Genomic DNA, 16,094 nt, shown 5'->3' on the forward strand with positions numbered 1-16,094 from the left:
GATGGCCGAAAGCCCCATCGGCGTGGTGGTGTCTTCCAGGCGGAACGGCCCTTGGGCGGAGCTCACCTTAGTGCTCACCCCCCAGGAGCTGGACCAAGGCAAGCGCCTCCTCCTAGGCGAACTCGTTCGCGTTTCTTCTGGCGGGAAAGACTACGTGGGCATGGTTTTAGACGGCTACTACGAGCCCGTGGGGCGTAGCGACCCCACCTATACCCTCGCTCTGGCCCACATCAATCAGGTGGACCTGGAGAAGGAGGACCCTTGGGCGCGAAAGGAAGTCAACTTCTACCACCACCGGATCGTCCTCCTAGGGAGGGTCGTGCAGGGAGGGCTCTTCGCCCCCTCCACCCGCCTGCTCCCCCCCGTGGTGGAGGCTCGGGTCTACCGCATGACGGAGGAGGAACTCCAAAGGTTGCTCGCCGCCGAGGTCAGAACCTCAGGGAGCGTTAAGGCCGAGGGGAAGAGGAGGTACGCCTTCGGCCACCTGGCCTACGGCCTAGAAGAAGGCGGGGAGTATCCAGAGGTGGTGAAGGAGGTGGACCCCGCCCTCTTCGTGGGCAGAAGGACGGCCAACTTCGGCAAGACGGGCTTCGGGAAGAGCAACGAGAACAAGGTCATCCTCACCCTTTTGGCCCACGCCTTTCCCCGGGTGGGGATGTTGATCCTGGACCAGAACGCCGAGTACCTCCTCCAGACGGAGGCCACCACCTCCCCGGGCCTCGCCCAGGCCTTCAAGGCGCTGGGGATTCGGGGCCGGATCCGCTTCTACACCGCCAGGGAGGAGGCCTGGGCGAGGAGGTTGAAGGAACACCTGGGGACGGAGTGGAGGGAGTACGTGGAGGTCTTGCCCCTTAAAGTGGACTTCTACCACTTCCCCGAGCTGGCCGTGGCCCTCGCCTACCAGAGGCGTCGCCTCCAGGGGGCAGAGCCTCCCCAGTACCTGGAGAACGCCTTTTACAACCTCGAGGACTGGAAGCATATCCCCGACCGCATGGCCTACGTCTACGGGGCGCTTCGGAAAGCGGGCCTCACCCCTCGCAAGGGCCTCAAAATAAAGTACAAGAACGAAAACTACGACATATCCGAAGAGAAGTCTTGGGGCAACCTCCAAGAGGCCATGGAGAACAACAGCCAGCGAGGGGACAATAAGGGAGGGGCGAGGGAGCTCTACAGCCGGGCCAAGGTCTTCTCTTTCCTCCGCGCTTTCCACGCGCCTGGAAAGGAGGCGAACTTCCTCGAAACTATCAAAGAGGATCTCCTCGGGGAGAAAACCGAGGGAGAAGGTAAGGTGGTCATCCTCGACCTTCCTTCCCTGGGCGAGGCCGCCGACTTCTTCACCTTGCGCCTCATGGACCTCCTTTTCGACAGGGCCGTAGAACTCTACGGCAAGCGCCAGGCCAACTTCCTCGTGGTCCTGGAAGAGGCCCACAACTTCCTGGAGGACAAGGCAGGGATCTTCTACCGCGTGGCCAAGGAGGGGAGGAAGTACGGCATAGGAATGCTGTACTCCACTCAGTCCCCCGCCAGCATCCCCATGGAGATACTCTCCCAGACGGAAAACTTTCTGGTGAAGCACCTCTCCAGCGAGGAGGACGTGAAAGTCCTCAAGAGGGCTAAAGCTCCTTTTGCCTTTGTGGCCGACTTTCTCCTCTCTGAGCCCATAATAGGCTACTCCTATGTTTACTTCGAGCCTTATCAGCCTTTCGTGGTCCCACTGCGGGTCAAACTCTTGGAGCATGTCCTCAAAAGCCTCGACTCGTGACGAATACCCTTTTCCCCTGTTTCGTTTGCTCGCCTACCACCGGAAGTCTCCGCTAAGGCTTTTCCCCAGGACCCCCGTGCGGGCTTGCGCCGGTATGGGGTGGTATCAGCGGATCTCCACCCCGCCCCAGCGCTCCAAAAGCCTCAGGGCCTCCACGTGGTCCGCATCCGGGCCCAGCTCCCGCTTGGCCATCTCGTAGACCTCCCGGGCGAGGCGGAGGAGGGGGCTTGGGGCCTTCTCCCCGTCCAAAACCCCCATGGCGATCCCCAGGTCCTTCACCAATAGCCCCAAGGCGAAGGTCTTGGGGAAGGCCCGGGTGAGGACCCTTTGGGGAATGAGGTTCTCCGTGGCGTTGGAGCGGCCCGAGGAGGCGTTGATGACCTCGAGGGCCTTCTCCGCGGAAACCCCCTGCTTCACCAGGGCCAAAAGCCCCTCCCCCGCCGCCCAGAGGTTCACGGCGAGGAGGGCGTTGTTGATAGCCTTCACCGCATGCCCCGCCCCCACGGGGCCCACGTGCACCACTTTGCCGGCGTAGGCCAAATACGGCCTGACCCATTCCACCGCCTCCTCCGGCCCCCCCATCATCACCGTGAGGGTGCCCCTTTGGGCCCCCAGGGTACCGCCGGATACCGGGGCGTCCAGGTAGGTCACCCCCTTTTCCAGAAGGCGCTCCGCCAGAAGGCGGCTTGCCTCGGGCTCGCCGCTGGTGGCGTCCACCCAGTAGGTGCCCTCCCTGAGGTAGGGGTAGAGGGCCTCGGCCACCTCGTAGACCTCCCGGGTGGTGGGAAGGCAGGTGAAGATCACCCGGGCCTCGGCCACCCTCTCCAAGGGCACGGCCTCGGAGCCGAACTCCTCCTGGTGCCTCAGGGCCTTTTCAAAGGTGCGGTTCCAGACCAGGGTGGGGAAACGCCGCGCCAGGTGCCCCGCCATGGGGTAGCCCATGGCCCCAAGACCGATGAAGGCCACCTTTTCCATGGCTTTTTTTTACCAGAGGCGAAGCCCCTTGGCGAGGCCCCTTAGGAGAAGGAGGAAAAGGAGGCTGAACCCCATGGCCACGCCCAAGAAGACGAAGAACCCCACCCCGAAAGCCCCGCCCAAGACCATCTGCCTCAGCCATAGCCCCGCGGGGAAGGCGAAGAGCCAGGTGAGGAGGAGGTTTTTCCAGGTGGGCCTCCTGTAGGTGCCGAGGAAGGGAGCAAGGAGGAGCCAGACGAAGAGGACGGGGAGGACGTTCCGGGCGAGGCCTCCCAAGGAGAGGGGAAGCCCGTGGGAAAGGAGGCCCACCCCGGCGAAGAGGAGGAGGGCGAGGAGGTCCAGGAGGAAAAGGGCCGTCTTTCGGCTCATCTTTGGGTGGCCTCCAGGAAGACCCGGTCCGCCCGGTAGGAGCTCCGCACCAAGGGCCCGGCGAAGACCTCCCTAAAGCCCAGCTCGTACCCCCAGGCCTCGTACCGCTTGAAGTCCTCGGGGGGAACGTAGCGGGCCACGGGGAGGTGGGCAGGGGTGGGCCTCAGGTACTGGCCCAAGGTGAGGATGTCCACCCCCGCGGCCCTGAGGTCCCGCATGGCCTCGAGGATCTCCTCCTCCGTCTCCCCCAGGCCCAGCATGAGGCTAGACTTGGTGAGGATGTCGGGCCGGACCTTCTTGGCGTGGGCGAGAACCTTCAGGGTCTGCTCGTACCCCGCCCGGGGGTCGCGGACCTTGGGGGTGAGGCGGCGCACCGTCTCCAGGTTCTGGGCGTAGACCTCGGGGTTCGCGGCGAGGACCGTCTCCACGGCCTTCAGGTCCCCCTGGAAGTCGGGGGTAAGGGCCTCCACCAAGACCCCAGGGGCCCTCTCCTTGATGGCCCGGATGGTGGCGGCGAAGTGGCTGGCGCCGCCATCCGGAAGGTCATCCCGGTCCACGCTGGTCAAGACCACGTACCGCACCCCCATGCGGGCGATGGCCTCGGCCACCCTCTCTGGCTCCTCCGGGTCCACGAGGCCCTTGGGGTTCCCGGTGTGGACGGCGCAGAACTTGCAGGCCCGGGTGCAGATGTCCCCCAGGATCATCACCGTCAGGGTCCCGTGGGTCCAGCACTCCCCGATGTTGGGGCAGAGGGCCTCCTGGCAGACGGTGTGGAGCCTAAGCTCCCGCACCATGGCCTTCAGGGCCTGGTATCTGGGCCCGGTGGGCAAAGGGGCCTTGATCCAGGCGGGCTTGTTCCGGTCCACGGGCTCGGGCCGGGCCTGGGCCAGGCCCCGCTTCACCACCTTGAGCTCAATGACCTCCCCCGTGGGGGAGAGGAGCTCCACCGTCTCAAACTTAGGCTTCATGGACACTCCCCTCTACGGGCCTCAGGCCGAAGACCTCGGCGAAGGCCGCCACCACCCTGGCCTTGGCCTCCTCCATGGGGACCTTCCGGCCCAAAAGCTTCTCCAAGGAGGTGACCCCCTTTCCCTTGAGGCCGCAGGGGACGATGACGGTGAAGTCGTTGAGGTCGGTGTTGACGTTCAGGGCGAAGCCGTGGAAGCTCACCCCCTCCTTCACCGCCACGCCGATGGCGCAGAGCTTGTCCTCCCCCACCCAGACCCCGGCGTAGCCCGGGGTGGGGTAGGCGGAGATCCCGTAGGCCGCCGCCACCCGCACGATAGCCTCCTCAATCTGCCGGAGGAAGCGGCGCACCTCCCGGCCCACGGGGAAGATGGGGTAGCCCACGAGCTGCCCGGGGCCGTGGTAGGTCACGTCCCCGCCCCGCTCCACCCAGTAAAGCTCGAAGCCGTTCTCCCGGTACCAGCTTTCGGGGAAGAGCAGGTTCTCCCCCGTGGCCTTCCGGCCTAAGGTGATGACCCTGGGGTGCTCCAGGAGGAGGAGGGTGGGAGGGCGGTTTCCCGCCACCACCTCCCGGTGCACCCGCTTCTGGTACGCCCAGGCCTCCCCGTAAGGCACCAAGCCGAGGTCCTCCACCAGGAACTCCACGCCCTAAGGATACGCCCCCAAAGCCCGCCCGTCCAAGGGATGGGCCACAAAGCCAAGTGTCCGCACGGGGGTTTCGCAACACGGGGTGCCCGAAATGAGGCTTGGGAAGCTCCTTCTGGAGCCCCCGCCGCGGCGAAAGCCCAGGTGGCGTACTTAAGAAACTGTTGTAAAAGTCCCCTCCTCCAGCTTATGCGGCCCTGGCCAGCCGCTTCACCAGCAAGCGTATCATGCCTAAATACATCCAGGCTTCCGTTACCTCAGGGTGGTACTCGTAATCTTTCCCCAGCCGTCGGTTTCGCCCCATCCAGGCAAAGGTCCGCTCCACCACCCACCGCTTGGGCAGGGGCTTGAACCCACCCTCCCGCGGGATCTCCGGCACCTCCTCCCCCTCCCGCACCCAGACCCCCCGCACCCCCGCGTAAGGACGGGCCACCACCTCCAGCTCCAGTCCCAGCCCCCTAGCCACCTCCCGCAAACCCCGGTAACCCCAGTCCACAAAGAGCTTGCGTACCCGGGGCCACAAGGAGAGGTCCATCCCCAAAAGCAACGCCTGCCCACCCCACTTGTCGTGCTCATTGGCCGGGTGGACAAAGGCCTTCAAAAGACGGCCCCCCGTGTCCGTCAGGATCTGCCGCTTCCTCCCTTTGACCTTCTTCGCCCCGTCGTGTCCCCGGGGCCCCCCTTTTCACTCGTCTGCAAGATACGGGCTATGCCCGTGACCACCGACTGGCTGTCCATAACCAGGGCACTCGGGGAGGCATACCGTCCTCCCCGCTCCCGGTCACGACGGGCCAGAACCTGAGCTACCTTCTCCCAAACCCCTTCCTTCTGCCACTTGCGGAAGTAGTGGTAGACCGTGGACCAGTGGGGCAAGTCGTGAGGCATGGCCCGCCACTTGATGCCGTTTTCCAGGACGTAAAGTATGGCGCTGACGATCTCCCTCCTCGGCACCTTTGCGGGTCGGCCACCGGGCTTGGGGGCGGGGATCAACGGCTCCAGGATGGCCCACTCCGCGTCCGACAGGTCGCTGGGGTAAGATCTCCGTGTAGAAGCCACCCTTCAAGTATAGCGGACTTTTACGACAGTCTCTAAGCGCCCAGAAGCCGGGCCACGAGCCGGTCCCGCAAGGGGGTAGGAAGAAGGCGCAAAAGAAGGGTCTCCCGGGCCCTCCGGGGGTGGGCCACCAGGTAGCGGGCCTTAGGGCTTGGGCTTTCCAGGGCCTTTAGGACGGCCTCCGCCACCCTTTCCGGGGGAAGCCCTCTTTGTGCGCTCCTTTCCGCCACCTTCCGGGCCACCTCCAGGTAACGGCCATAGACCCCTTCCGTCCCTGGGGGCGGGGGCTTGAGGTAGCCTTCGGCCCGCCTTAGGGAGCGCTCCCAGATGGGGGTGGCCACGGAGCCGGGCTCTATGAGGACCACCCGGACCCCGAAAGGCAGAAGCTCCACCCTAAGGGCGTCCGCCAGGGCCTCGAGGGCGAACTTGCTGGCGGCGTAGGGCCCCATGAGGGGCAGGGCCACAAGCCCCGAGACGGAGCCCATGAGGACCACCCGCCCCTTGGCCGCCCGCAGGTGGGGCAAGAAGGCCTGGACCGTGGCCAAGGCCCCGAGGACGTTCACCTCCAAAGCCTCCCCGAAGGCGGAAAGGGGCACGAGCTCCAAGGGCCCCGCCACGGCGATGCCGGCGTTGGCCACGAGGCCAAAAAGCCGGTCCGGCACCTCCTCCGCCGCCCGCCTCAGGTCCTCCTCCCGGGTCACGTCCAGGAAAAGGGGCTCCACGCCAAGCCCCTTCAGAGCCTCGGCGTCCTCCGCCTTCCGCACCCCGCCCAAGACCCTATAGCCCCTTCCGGCCAGAAGCCTTGCGGTGGCGAGGCCGATGCCGCTCCCTGCGCCGGTGATGAGGACCGTCCTTTCCATTTGCACCCAGCTTACGCCGGAGAAACAGGGTGGTAAAATCCCGGCCAAAGCCATGATCGGCCGCCAAGTGCAGCAGGCCATCTACCTCAAAGGACTCCTTGGGGAAAGGCCCCGGGTCCCCGTGCGTCCGGAGGGGCTCGAGGAAGCGGCCAAAAGGCGCATGTCCCCCGAGGCCTTCGCCTACGTGGCGGGCGGGGCCGGGGTGGAGTGGACCATGGCGGAAAACCGGGAAGCCTTCCGCCGCCTCCGCCTCCTTCCCAAGATGCTCCGGGGGGCCAAGCCCCCCGCTTTGGACGTGCGCCTCTTCGGCCGGACGTGGCAAGCCCCCCTCTTCCTCGCCCCCATCGGGGTTTTGGAGCTCGCCCACCCCTTGGCGGAGCTCGCCGCCGCAAGGGCCGCCGCCAAGAGGGGCCTTCCCTTCATGGTCTCCAACCAAGCCTCCTACCCCCTGGAACGGGTGGTGGAGGCGGCCAAGGCGGCCAACCCCGAGGCCGCCGTCTTCTTCCAGCTCTACCACTCCACCGATCCCGAGGTGGTTAAAAGCTTCCTCCGGCGGGCGGAGGCCGCGGGGTGCTCTGGGGTGGTCCTGACCCTGGACACGGTGCAGCTGGGCTGGCGGCCCCGGGACCTGGACCTCGGCCACCTCCCCTTCCTCAAGGGGCAGGGCCTGGCCATCTACCTCACGGACCCCGCCTTCCTGAAGGCCCTGGACGAACCCCTGGAAGGCCCCGCCTTCCGCCCTAGGCCCACCCCCGCCCTCCTCAAGAACCTCCTCGCCCTAAGGCGGGCGGGAAGGCGCTTTGGGCTAAGCCTTTCCCGGATGCAGAAGGCGGTGCGCCGCTTCGTGGCCACCTACTCCTACCCGGAGCTTTCCTGGGACGACGTGGCCCGCCTGCGGGAAGCCACCTCCTTGCCCCTGATCCTCAAAGGGGTCCTCCGTCCCGAGGACGCCGCCCAAGGGGTGGCCCTGGGGGTGGACGGAATTTACGTCTCCAACCACGGGGGAAGGCAGGTGGACGGAAGCCTCGCCGCCCTCCATGCGCTTCCCCAGGTGGTCCAGGCGGTGGGGGGAAAGGTCCCGGTCCTCCTGGATAGCGGCGTCCGCACCGGGGCGGACGTGGCCAAGGCCCTGGCCCTAGGGGCCAGGGCGGTGGGCCTGGGGCGGCCTTATGTCTACGGCCTGGCCCTTGCGGGGGAGGAAGGGGTGGGGGCGGTTCTGGACCACGCGCTGGCGGAACTGGAACTCACCCTGGCCCTCTCGGGGGTGAGGAGCCTGGAGGAGCTCGGCCCCCACCTCCTTGCCAAGGAAAACCCCCCGCCCCTCTTGGGACGGGGAGGAGCCTAAGGGGTTTGCCCCTACTCCTGGGCCACCACGCTCACCTTGAGCTGGATGGGGACCTCGGGATGGGGCTTGTAGGTGAGGACGTACTCCCCAAGCTCCTTGATGGGCTTTTCCAGCTGGAGGCGCTTGGGGTCAATGGTGATCCCGTGCTGGCGGGAAAGGGCCTCGGCGATGTCCTTGGCGGTGACGGAGCCGTAGATCTTGGTCTCCCCCGCCCGCACCGGAATGGTGAGGGTGAGGTTCTCCAGGATCTCCTTAAGCCGCTCCGCCTCCGCCTTGCGCTCCGCCAGACGCTTGGCCTGGGCGCGGATCTTGGCCTCGAGGGCCTTCAGGTTGCTCTCCGTGGCCAAAACCGCCAGACCCCGGGGCAAGAGGTAGTTCCGGGCGTAGCCGGGCTTCACGTCCACCACCTGCCCCACGTCGCCCAGGTTCTCCAGGGGTTCCAAGAGAATGACCTTCACGGCTCACCCCCTACTTCCGCACCAGCTTCTCGGTGAAGGGCAAAAGCCCTAGGATCCTCGCCCGCTTGATGGTCTTGGCCAGGATCCGCTGCTCCTTGGCGGAAAGCCCCGTGCGGCGGCGGGGAAGGATCTTCCCCGTCTCCGACAGGAACCGCTTCAGCACCTCCACGTTCCGGTAGTCCCTGAGGTCAAACTCCCCCAGGGTGGCCTTCACCTTAGCCTTGCGGGATGGGCGCCTCTGCGCCTCCTTCTTTGGTTTCGCGTTCTTCGTGCTCAAAACGGCAAATCCTCCTCCGGCGGGAAGTCTTCCAGTCCTTCGTCGATGTCCACCCCACCCGTCTGGACGGAGCGCTCGGGCTCCTGGGGCCTGCTTCCGCCGGTCCTTTCAGGCCCACGGGTGGGTCGCTCCAACCTGAGGGCTTCCACACGGGTCTGGAAGCGCCTCTCCCCGGTGGAGCTCATCCAGGAGTCGTTCACCAAACGGCCGATCACCAAAAGCCCCTCGCCCCGCTTGAGTTCCCCGGCCCACTCGGCCAGGTCGCGCCAGGCCTGAACCTCTATGAAATGGGTCCTTTCCCCATCCGGCCCCTGGCCCGGGCGGCGCTCGTTGATCGCCAGGCCGAGCCTGGCCACCGCCGTCCCCTGGGGAGTGTAGCGCAGATCGGGATCGCGGGTGAGGTTGCCCATGAGGATCACCTGGTTTAGGGCGTGGCGGAGCCTGGGCTGGCCCCGGGCGTCCTCGAGGGTCTCGCGGCCCCGCCCCTCCAAGGGGTCGATGAAATCCGCCCGGATCTGGACCTCGCTCCGCTTCTCCCCTTCCCGCTCCCACTGCCGGTATTCCAGCCGGCCCTCCACAAAGACCAGCTGGCCCTTTTCCAGGATGTCCCCCCACATCTCCGCCTGCCGGCCTAAAAGGCGGACCCGATGGTACCAGGGCACCTCCCGCTCCTGGCCGGAAGCATCCAGGAGAGTATCCTGGCCCGCCAGGTTCAGGTCCAAAATGGCCATTCCCCCGGGGGTGTAGCGCATGTCCGGACGGGCGGTAAGGGTGCCGATAAGGAAAACGCGGTTCAGGCCTCTTGCCATGAGAACAGTTTACGCCTTGGTGAGGAGGGGCTCCTGGGTTTTCACCACCATGACCCGGCGCACGTTATCGCGCAGGCGGAGCTCCCGGGCCAGGTCGTTTACCCGGTCCTCGGGCATCTCCACCTGGTACCAGAGGAAGTAGCCCTGGGTGTCCTTGGCGATGGGGTAGGCCAGGCGGCGCATACCCCACTCCTCCACCTTTTCCACCCGGGCGCCGAAGGCCTCGAGGGTCTTCCCGATGACCTCCTTCTCCAGGGCGAGCTGGTTCTGGTCCAGGTTGGGGTTCAGGATGATGTTCACCTCGTACTTGCGCATCTACACCTCCTCTCCGGGCCCGGCAGGCCGCACGAGCTAAGATTATACCCTTTCGCCTCTCCTAAAAAAAGACCCAGGGGGCCCTAGGGCCCCCATATGGCTCCGCGGGCAGGACTCGAACCTGCGACCAACCGGTTAACAGCCGGCCGCTCTACCAGCTGAGCTACCGCGGACCGACCGCACTAGGCACTATAGCAGGAGGCCCTGGGAAGCGTCAAGAAGAAGACCCCGGGGAGTTTCCCCGGGGTCCAGCCAGGGATTTCTAAAGCTTCTTCAGGGCCTGGGTGAGCTGGGTGAGGACGTTCTGCGCATCCCCGTAGAGCATCCGGGTGTTGTCGGCGTAGAAGAGCTCGTTCTCCACTCCGGCAAAGCCCCTGCCCTGGCCCCGCTTGATGACGATGACGTTCTTGGCCTTGTCCACGTCCAGGATGGGCATGCCGTAAAGGGGGCTCCCCGGGCGGCGGGCGGCAGGGTTCACCACGTCGTTGGCCCCGATGACCACCGCCACGTCCACGGTGGGGAACTCGGGGTTGATCTCCTCGAGGTCCTTGAGCTTGTCGTAGTCCACGCCAGCCTCAGCCAGGAGCACGTTCATGTGCCCAGGCATCCGCCCCGCCACCGGGTGGATGGCGAACTTCACCTCCACCCCCTTGCTCTCCAAAAGGTCCGCCAGCTCCTTCACCTTGTGCTGGGCCTGGGAAAGGGCCATGCCGTAGCCGGGCACGAAGACCACCTTGCTGGCGTAGGCCAGCATGACGGCAGCATCCTCCACGTCGATGGGCTTGAGGCTTCCCTTGACCTCCCCGGCCTCCTGCTCCACGCCGAACCCCCCCATCAGCACGTTCCACACGGAGCGGTTCATGGCCCTGGCCATGAGCACGGTGAGGAGGGTACCCGCAGCCCCCACCAGGGTCCCCGCCACCATCAAGGCCGGGTTCCCCACGGCGAAGCCCTCAAAGCCCACGGCCATACCGGTGAAGGCGTTGTAGAAGCTGATGGCCACCGGCATATCCCCGCCCCCGATGGGTAGGGTCATGAGAACGCCGAAAAGTAGGGCCAGGAGGAAGAAGAGCACGATGCTCAGGGTGGGGTCGTTCCAGAGGAGGGAAAAGCCCAGGAGGACCGTAACGAGAAGGGCCAGGGCGTTCACCGCCTTCTGCCCGGGGAAGAGGATGGGCCGGCTTTTCATGATGCCCTGAAGCTTGGCGAAGGCGATGAGGCTTCCCGTGAAGGCCACGCTCCCGATGAGGCCACCCAGAATGGCCAAGGCCATGAGGCCGGGGTTCTCAAAGGCTCCCTTCAAGAGCTCCACCGCGGCGATGGTGGCGGCCGCGCCCCCACCCATGCCGTTGTAGATGGCCACCATCTGGGGCATGTCGGTCATGGCCACCTTGACGGCCGCCCACCAGGCCACCACGGAGCCCACCAGAAGGGCGATGAGCATAAGGCCAAAGTTCTGCATCCCCGGCCAGAAGAAGGTGGCCAGAACCGCCAGGGCCATGCCCCACCCCGCCCAGACGATGCCGCTTTTGGCGGTGGTGGGATGGGCCATGCGTTTTAAGCCCACGATGAAAAGGATGGCCACCACGAAGTAGGCTGCCTGGATGAGATCCATTACTGACCACCCCCCTTGCCCGGCTTCCTCTCAAACATCTCCAGCATGCGCACCGTAACCGCATACCCCCCGGCGGCGTTGGCCGCCCCCAGGATGACCCCCAGGAAGCCGATAAGCTTCTCCAAACCGGTTTCCGCGTGCCCCAGGACCACCATGGCCCCCACCACCACCACCCCGTGGATGAAGTTGGACCCGGACATCAAGGGGGTGTGGAGGATCACCGGCACCCGGGTGATGAGCTCATAACCCAAAAAGGCCGTGAGCACGAAGATATAAAGGGCAGACCAGAAGCCAAACTCCATCACGCACCTCCCACGAGGGCCTTGGTGGGCCCGTGCAGGATCTCGCCTTCCTTCATGAGAAGCGCCCCCTGGATGATCTCGTCCTCCCACTTGGGGGCAAACTCGCCCTTTTCCACGAGCAGGCTGGAAAGGTTCAAAAGGTTTTTGGCATACATCTCCGAGGCGTGCACGGAAAGCTCGCTGGGGAGGTTCAAGGGGCCAAAGATCCTCACGCCCCTTACCTCCACCACCTCCCCGGGTTGGGTGAGGACGCAGTTACCCCCGCTTTCCGCCGCCAGGTCCACCACCACCGTGCCCGGCTTCAGGCGCTCCACCATGTCCTCGGTGAGGAGGATGGGGGCTCGGCGGCCCGGCACCTGGGCGGTGGTGATGATGGCGTCCATCCCCGCCACGTGCTCCCGCAGGGCCTCGTGCTGGATGCGCTTCTCCTCCTCGGTAAGCTCCCGGGCGTAGCCGCCCTCCCCTTCCGCGCTGATGGGAAGCTCAATGGGCTTGGCTCCCAGGGAGAGGGCCTGCTCCACCGCCGCCTTGCGCACGTCATAGGCAAAGACCTGGGCCCCCAGGCGCTTGGCGGTGGCGATGGCCATAAGCCCCGCCACCCCCACCCCCATGACCATCACCTTGGCGGGGCGGATGGTGCCCGCCGCCGTGGTGAGCATGGGGAAGAAGCGGGGGGAAAGCCTCGCGGCGTGAAGGGCCGCCAGGTACCCCGCCACCGTGGCCTGGCTGGAGAGGGCATCCATGCTCTGGGCCCGGGTGATGCGGGGGATGAGCTCCATGGCGATCACCGTGGCCTTTTTGGCGGCCAAGGCCTTCACCAGGTCCAGGTTCCTGTGAGCCTGGACAAACCCCACCACGATGGCCCCGGGCTCCAGGGCCTCGACCAGGTCCAAGGGAGGCGGTTGAACAGTGAAAAGCAGGTTGGCGCCCCTCAGAAGCTCTCCTCGCTCCACCACCTCTGCCCCAGCTTCCTGGTAGGCGGCGTCGGGGTAGTAGGCACCCTCCCCGGCGCCCCTCTCTACCCGCACCCTGGCCCCCTGCTTCACCAGGCGGGCCACCACCTCGGGCACCAGGGCCACCCTTCTTTCCCCTGGAGCCCTTTCCTTGGGAACCGCTATGGTCACCATAGGACCCTCCTTCCGCGCCAGTATACCAACGGGGCCACGGGCATCTGTCCTTGGCCTCGAGGGTGACCCACTGGTCAGAAGCGAATCCTTATGGAAGAATGCCTCCATGCGGCCCTCCGGGCTCAAGATCGCCTCCGTACTGCTCCTGGGCATCTTCGCCATCAGCTTCGGCAGCATCCTGGTGCGCCTGGCCCTGGCGGCCTCCGGGGATAGAAGCCTAGCCTTCAGCCTGGTGATGAGCGCGGGGCGGATGGGCCTTGCGGCCTTGCTCCTCCTTCCCAGCTGGCGAAGACCTCTGGCCAGCCGAAGGGGGCTTCCCTACGCGGTGGCCGCCGGGGCTTCCCTGGCCCTGCACTTTGCCCTTTGGATCACCTCCCTCTCCTACACCTCGGTGGCGGCCAGCACCGCCTTGGTCACCACCAATCCGGTCTGGGTCACCCTCTTCGGCTGGCTTTTCTTTCGGGAAGCTCCTTCCGGCCTAACCATGCTGGGGATTGGGATAGCCCTTTTGGGAGGGCTTTTGATCGGCCTGGGGGATGCCCAAGGGGGCGGGGGAACCAATCCCCTCCTCGGGGACTTCCTGGCCCTCCTGGGAGCGGTGGCTGCCTCCCTTTACTTCCTCCTGGGGCGGGAAGCCCAGAGGCGGGGGCTTTCCATCCTGGAGTACGTGCGGATAGCCTACACCACCGCAGCCCTCCTCCTCCTTCCTCTTCCCTACCTCTTTGGCGGAGGGTACGGGGGTTATCCCCTTGCGGTCTACGGCTACATCCTCCTCATGGCCCTTTTGCCGCAGCTTTTGGGCCATACCAGCTTCAACTGGGCCACCCGACACATCCCCCCGGTCCTGGTCACCCTGGCCATCCTCTTTGAACCGGTGGGGGCGAGCCTCCTGGCCTTCCTCCTCTTTGGGGAGCTTCCCGGGGTTCAGGTGCTCCTGGGAGCCCTGGTCCTCCTCCTCGGGGTGGGCATAGCCGTGGTGGGGGCACAGCGATGATCTATGTGGCCCTGGCTGCACTTCTATGGGGCCTGGGCGGGGCTCTGGCCGGGCGGTTCATGGGGGAGATTCCCCCCTCGGTCCTCATCCCCTTGCGCTTTCTCCTGAGCTTTTCTCTGCTTCTCCCCCTGGTGCTCCGGTCTCCCCCGGCCGCCAAGGAGTGGCCCCAGCTCCTCCGGGTGGGGCTCGCCCTCTCCGGGGCCCAGGCCTTCTACTACCTGGCCATCCACGCCACCACCGTGGCCACCGGGATCTTCCTTCAGTACCTGGCCCCCGCCCTCCTCACCCTCTACGCCCTCCTAAGGGGGGAAAGGCTTCCCGGCAAGGCCCTTTTGGGGGTGGCCGTGGCCCTTTTGGGAGCCTACGTGCTGGTGGTGGGGTCCAAGGGTTTCACGGCAAGCCCCCTGGGGGTGGCCTACGGCCTCCTCTCCGCCCTTTCCTTCGCCCTTTACGCTGCCTTCTCCCATGGGCTCAAGACCCCGCCCTTGGTGAGCCTGGGGGTGGCCACGGGGGTGGGAAGCCTCCTCTCCCTCCCCATCCTCCTGGGCAACCTTCCCCGGGTTTGGACCTTGGACCCAGGGGACTGGGGGGCGGTGGCCTACCTGGTTATCCTGGGCACGGTGGTGCCCTTTAGCCTCTTCCTCTTGGGGGTGCGCACGGTACCCGCCCGGAACGCCACCCTAACCGCCATGCTGGAGCCGGTGGCCGGGGCGATCTTCGCCTGGCCCCTGGCGGGAGAACCCTTGAGCTTCGAGGGCCTTCTGGGCGGTACCCTCATCCTCCTGGGAGTGGCTCTGAACCGGAGGTGATATGGCAGCGCGGGTTTTTCTCCTCTTCACCCTAGGCTACTTCCTCTCCTACTTCTACCGGTCGGCCAATGCGGTGCTGGCCAAGGATCTGTCCCAGGACCTGGGCCTGGGTCCGGCGGAGCTGGGCTTTATGACCAGCCTCTTCTACCTCTCCTTCGCCACGGTACAGCTCCCCTTGGGAAGCCTCCTGGACCGGTATGGTCCCCGGATCATCACCCCGGCCCTCCTCCTGGTGGCTTCCCTGGGAAGCGTGGTCTTCGGGCTGGCGCAAAGCTTCCCCACCCTGGCCCTGGGCCGGGCCCTGATCGGGGTGGGGATGGCCGCCGCCCTTATGGGCTCGCTAAAAGCCTTTAGCCTCTGGTTCCCCCGGACCTACGCCACCGTTTCCACCCTCCTGGTGGGCCTGGGGGCCACAGGGGGGCTTTTGGCGGCCACCCCCCTGGCCCTCCTGAAGGAGGCCATGGGCTGGCGGGGGGTCTTCCTCCTGGGGGCAGGGGTGGTGGTCCTGGTGGCCCTTCTCATCTACCTGGGGGTGCGGAACACCCCCCCTGGGGTTCCCTGGCCCAAGGGTGGGGGAGGCGGAGGGCTAAGGGAAGTCCTGGGCAATTCCAGGCTCCTGCGGGTGGCCTTTTTGGCCTTGGCCTTTGCGGGAAGCTTCCTGGCTTTGCAAACCCTCTGGGCTGGGGCCTACGCCTACGCCCTGGGCCTCGAGGCGGTGAAGGTGGGGAACCTCCTCCTCCTCTACTCGGGAGGCGCGGTCCTGGGCTTTTTGGTATCCGGCTACCTGGCCGACCGCCTGGGCACCGCCAAGGTGCTGGTGGGCGCGGCCTCTTTCTTCGCCCTGGGCCTCCTCCTCGCCCTCTTCAAGCTTCTTGCCCTTGCCTACCCCCTCATGGGATTCTTCGGAGCCTTCAACATCCTCACCCTTACCCAGGCCCGGGAGCTAGTGCCCCCTCACCTGGTGGGCCGGGGCACCACCTTGGTGAACCTCTTCGGCATTGGGGGCACCTTCCTGTTGCAGTGGGGGGTGGGGGTGGCGGTGGGAACCCTGGGATACGCCTTCGCCTTCGGCAGCCTTCTTGGCCTTCTCCTTCTGGCTCTTTTCCTTTACCGCCCCCTTCTCGGTTTGGGGAAAACCTCGGGGTGAAAACCTCCTGGACCCCCATTCGGTCAGTCTAGGCGTTCTTGCGGAAGCGGATTGGGAAAAGGAGCGGGCGTTCCCAAGGGCCCAAAGGGTGGTACCATTCCTGGGTCCTGAGATATCTTGGAGTATATTCCATTTTCCCCGGCAGGCGGCGAACTTTGTTATATGCCCTCGAGGCCTTGCGGGGACCTTTTGCGATTAGGAGCCGGCATCTAGCCTGTTAGCCAATGGCCGAGCCTGGGCAAAACTAACACTTTTGGGTTAAACTC

Annotated in this window: 17 protein-coding genes, 1 tRNA gene and 1 pseudogene; 5 read left to right on the top strand and 14 right to left on the bottom strand. The window is 65.7% G+C overall.

Going from position 1 to position 16,094, the window contains the following annotated elements:
* Position 1 precedes the first annotated feature (1 nt).
* Entirely contained in the window at positions 2-1,762 is a 1,761-nt protein-coding gene (locus G584_RS0111540) for an ATP-binding protein (RefSeq protein ID WP_028494718.1), read from the top strand.
* 105 nt (positions 1,763-1,867) lie between these two features.
* Here G584_RS0111540 and G584_RS0111545 read toward each other — a convergent pair whose 3' ends face one another.
* The 6 genes and pseudogenes from G584_RS0111545 to G584_RS0111575 all read right to left on the bottom strand — a co-directional run bounded on the left by G584_RS0111545 (position 1,868) and on the right by G584_RS0111575 (position 6,630).
* On the bottom strand, positions 1,868-2,737 hold the full coding sequence (locus G584_RS0111545) for an NAD(P)-dependent oxidoreductase (protein ID WP_008630530.1): 870 nt from the start codon (positions 2,735-2,737) through the stop codon (positions 1,868-1,870).
* Between the two features lie 9 nt (positions 2,738-2,746).
* Positions 2,747-3,106: a DUF3054 domain-containing protein gene (locus tag G584_RS0111550; RefSeq protein ID WP_028494719.1), complete on the bottom strand. Its 360-nt coding sequence runs from the start codon at positions 3,104-3,106 to the stop codon at positions 2,747-2,749.
* Positions 3,103-4,074 carry a lipoyl synthase gene (lipA, locus tag G584_RS0111555; protein WP_014628916.1) on the bottom strand — a complete coding sequence of 324 codons (972 nt, stop codon included), beginning with the start codon at positions 4,072-4,074 and terminating at the stop codon, positions 3,103-3,105. Before lipA ends, G584_RS0111550 begins: the two co-directional genes overlap by 4 nt.
* Positions 4,064-4,717, bottom strand: a complete 654-nt coding sequence (lipB, locus tag G584_RS0111560) for a lipoyl(octanoyl) transferase LipB (protein WP_008630526.1) — start codon at positions 4,715-4,717, stop codon at positions 4,064-4,066. Before lipB ends, lipA begins: the two co-directional genes overlap by 11 nt.
* 187 nt (positions 4,718-4,904) lie before the next feature.
* A pseudogene (locus G584_RS12765) lies at positions 4,905-5,773 on the bottom strand (IS5 family transposase).
* 32 nt (positions 5,774-5,805) lie between these two features.
* Positions 5,806-6,630 (bottom strand): SDR family oxidoreductase, encoded by an 825-nt coding sequence (locus tag G584_RS0111575; protein ID WP_014628915.1) that lies wholly within the window; start codon positions 6,628-6,630, stop codon positions 5,806-5,808.
* A 52-nt stretch (positions 6,631-6,682) separates the two neighbouring features.
* Here G584_RS0111575 and G584_RS0111580 point away from each other — a divergent pair, with 52 nt between their 5' ends.
* Positions 6,683-7,975 (top strand): alpha-hydroxy-acid oxidizing protein, encoded by a 1,293-nt coding sequence (locus tag G584_RS0111580; RefSeq protein ID WP_014628914.1) that lies wholly within the window; start codon positions 6,683-6,685, stop codon positions 7,973-7,975.
* An 11-nt stretch (positions 7,976-7,986) separates the two neighbouring features.
* On the opposite strand, the gene rplI is transcribed toward G584_RS0111580, so the two are convergent.
* The 8 genes from rplI to G584_RS0111620 form a co-directional block, all read right to left on the bottom strand.
* Positions 7,987-8,433 carry a 50S ribosomal protein L9 gene (rplI, locus tag G584_RS0111585; RefSeq protein WP_008630523.1) on the bottom strand — a complete coding sequence of 149 codons (447 nt, stop codon included), beginning with the start codon at positions 8,431-8,433 and terminating at the stop codon, positions 7,987-7,989.
* A gap of 10 nt (positions 8,434-8,443) precedes the next feature.
* A complete protein-coding gene (rpsR, locus tag G584_RS0111590) occupies positions 8,444-8,710 on the bottom strand; it encodes a 30S ribosomal protein S18 (protein WP_008630522.1) in 267 nt (88 codons plus the stop codon).
* Positions 8,707-9,519 (bottom strand): single-stranded DNA-binding protein, encoded by an 813-nt coding sequence (locus G584_RS0111595; protein WP_028494721.1) that lies wholly within the window; start codon positions 9,517-9,519, stop codon positions 8,707-8,709. Before G584_RS0111595 ends, rpsR begins: the two co-directional genes overlap by 4 nt.
* A 9-nt stretch (positions 9,520-9,528) precedes the next feature.
* Complete coding sequence (gene rpsF, locus G584_RS0111600; protein ID WP_028494722.1) at positions 9,529-9,834, bottom strand: 30S ribosomal protein S6; 306 nt, start codon at positions 9,832-9,834, stop codon at positions 9,529-9,531.
* Between the two features lie 97 nt (positions 9,835-9,931).
* Positions 9,932-10,007 (bottom strand) — tRNA-Asn (locus G584_RS0111605).
* Between the two features lie 89 nt (positions 10,008-10,096).
* Positions 10,097-11,449, bottom strand: coding sequence for an NAD(P)(+) transhydrogenase (Re/Si-specific) subunit beta (locus G584_RS0111610; RefSeq protein WP_028494723.1), 1,353 nt, complete (start codon positions 11,447-11,449; stop codon positions 10,097-10,099).
* Positions 11,449-11,751 (bottom strand): proton-translocating transhydrogenase family protein, encoded by a 303-nt coding sequence (locus G584_RS0111615; protein WP_028494724.1) that lies wholly within the window; start codon positions 11,749-11,751, stop codon positions 11,449-11,451. Before G584_RS0111615 ends, G584_RS0111610 begins: the two co-directional genes overlap by 1 nt.
* On the bottom strand, positions 11,751-12,878 hold the full coding sequence (locus G584_RS0111620) for an NAD(P) transhydrogenase subunit alpha (RefSeq protein ID WP_028494725.1): 1,128 nt from the start codon (positions 12,876-12,878) through the stop codon (positions 11,751-11,753). Before G584_RS0111620 ends, G584_RS0111615 begins: the two co-directional genes overlap by 1 nt.
* 106 nt (positions 12,879-12,984) lie before the next feature.
* Between G584_RS0111620 and G584_RS0111625 the strand changes: the two genes are divergently transcribed.
* Genes G584_RS0111625 through G584_RS0111635 form a run of 3 tightly spaced genes read left to right on the top strand, consistent with a single transcriptional unit; the run spans position 12,985 to position 15,828 of the window.
* Positions 12,985-13,872 (top strand): DMT family transporter, encoded by an 888-nt coding sequence (locus G584_RS0111625; RefSeq protein ID WP_028494726.1) that lies wholly within the window; start codon positions 12,985-12,987, stop codon positions 13,870-13,872.
* Positions 13,869-14,681 (top strand): EamA family transporter, encoded by an 813-nt coding sequence (locus G584_RS0111630; RefSeq protein WP_028494727.1) that lies wholly within the window; start codon positions 13,869-13,871, stop codon positions 14,679-14,681. Before G584_RS0111625 ends, G584_RS0111630 begins: the two co-directional genes overlap by 4 nt.
* A gap of 1 nt (position 14,682) precedes the next feature.
* Positions 14,683-15,828: an MFS transporter gene (locus G584_RS0111635; RefSeq protein WP_028494728.1), complete on the top strand. Its 1,146-nt coding sequence runs from the start codon at positions 14,683-14,685 to the stop codon at positions 15,826-15,828.
* Positions 15,829-16,094 lie beyond the last annotated feature (266 nt).

The organism is Thermus antranikianii DSM 12462 (genome assembly GCF_000423905.1).
Taxonomy (GTDB): domain Bacteria; phylum Deinococcota; class Deinococci; order Deinococcales; family Thermaceae; genus Thermus; species Thermus antranikianii.

Coding starts and splice junctions, on each gene's coding strand:
- G584_RS0111540 (WP_028494718.1), top strand. CDS start 2: ATGGCCGAAAGCCCCATCGGCGTGGTGGTGTCTTCCAGGCGGAACGGC.
- G584_RS0111550 (WP_028494719.1), bottom strand. CDS start 3,106: ATGAGCCGAAAGACGGCCCTTTTCCTCCTGGACCTCCTCGCCCTCCTC.
- G584_RS0111610 (WP_028494723.1), bottom strand. CDS start 11,449: ATGGATCTCATCCAGGCAGCCTACTTCGTGGTGGCCATCCTTTTCATC.
- lipA (WP_014628916.1), bottom strand. CDS start 4,074: ATGAAGCCTAAGTTTGAGACGGTGGAGCTCCTCTCCCCCACGGGGGAG.
- G584_RS0111620 (WP_028494725.1), bottom strand. CDS start 12,878: ATGGTGACCATAGCGGTTCCCAAGGAAAGGGCTCCAGGGGAAAGAAGG.
- G584_RS0111630 (WP_028494727.1), top strand. CDS start 13,869: ATGATCTATGTGGCCCTGGCTGCACTTCTATGGGGCCTGGGCGGGGCT.
- G584_RS0111575 (WP_014628915.1), bottom strand. CDS start 6,630: ATGGAAAGGACGGTCCTCATCACCGGCGCAGGGAGCGGCATCGGCCTC.
- G584_RS0111635 (WP_028494728.1), top strand. CDS start 14,683: ATGGCAGCGCGGGTTTTTCTCCTCTTCACCCTAGGCTACTTCCTCTCC.
- G584_RS0111625 (WP_028494726.1), top strand. CDS start 12,985: ATGCGGCCCTCCGGGCTCAAGATCGCCTCCGTACTGCTCCTGGGCATC.
- G584_RS0111615 (WP_028494724.1), bottom strand. CDS start 11,751: ATGGAGTTTGGCTTCTGGTCTGCCCTTTATATCTTCGTGCTCACGGCC.
- rpsF (WP_028494722.1), bottom strand. CDS start 9,834: ATGCGCAAGTACGAGGTGAACATCATCCTGAACCCCAACCTGGACCAG.
- G584_RS0111580 (WP_014628914.1), top strand. CDS start 6,683: ATGATCGGCCGCCAAGTGCAGCAGGCCATCTACCTCAAAGGACTCCTT.
- G584_RS0111545 (WP_008630530.1), bottom strand. CDS start 2,737: ATGGAAAAGGTGGCCTTCATCGGTCTTGGGGCCATGGGCTACCCCATG.
- G584_RS0111595 (WP_028494721.1), bottom strand. CDS start 9,519: ATGGCAAGAGGCCTGAACCGCGTTTTCCTTATCGGCACCCTTACCGCC.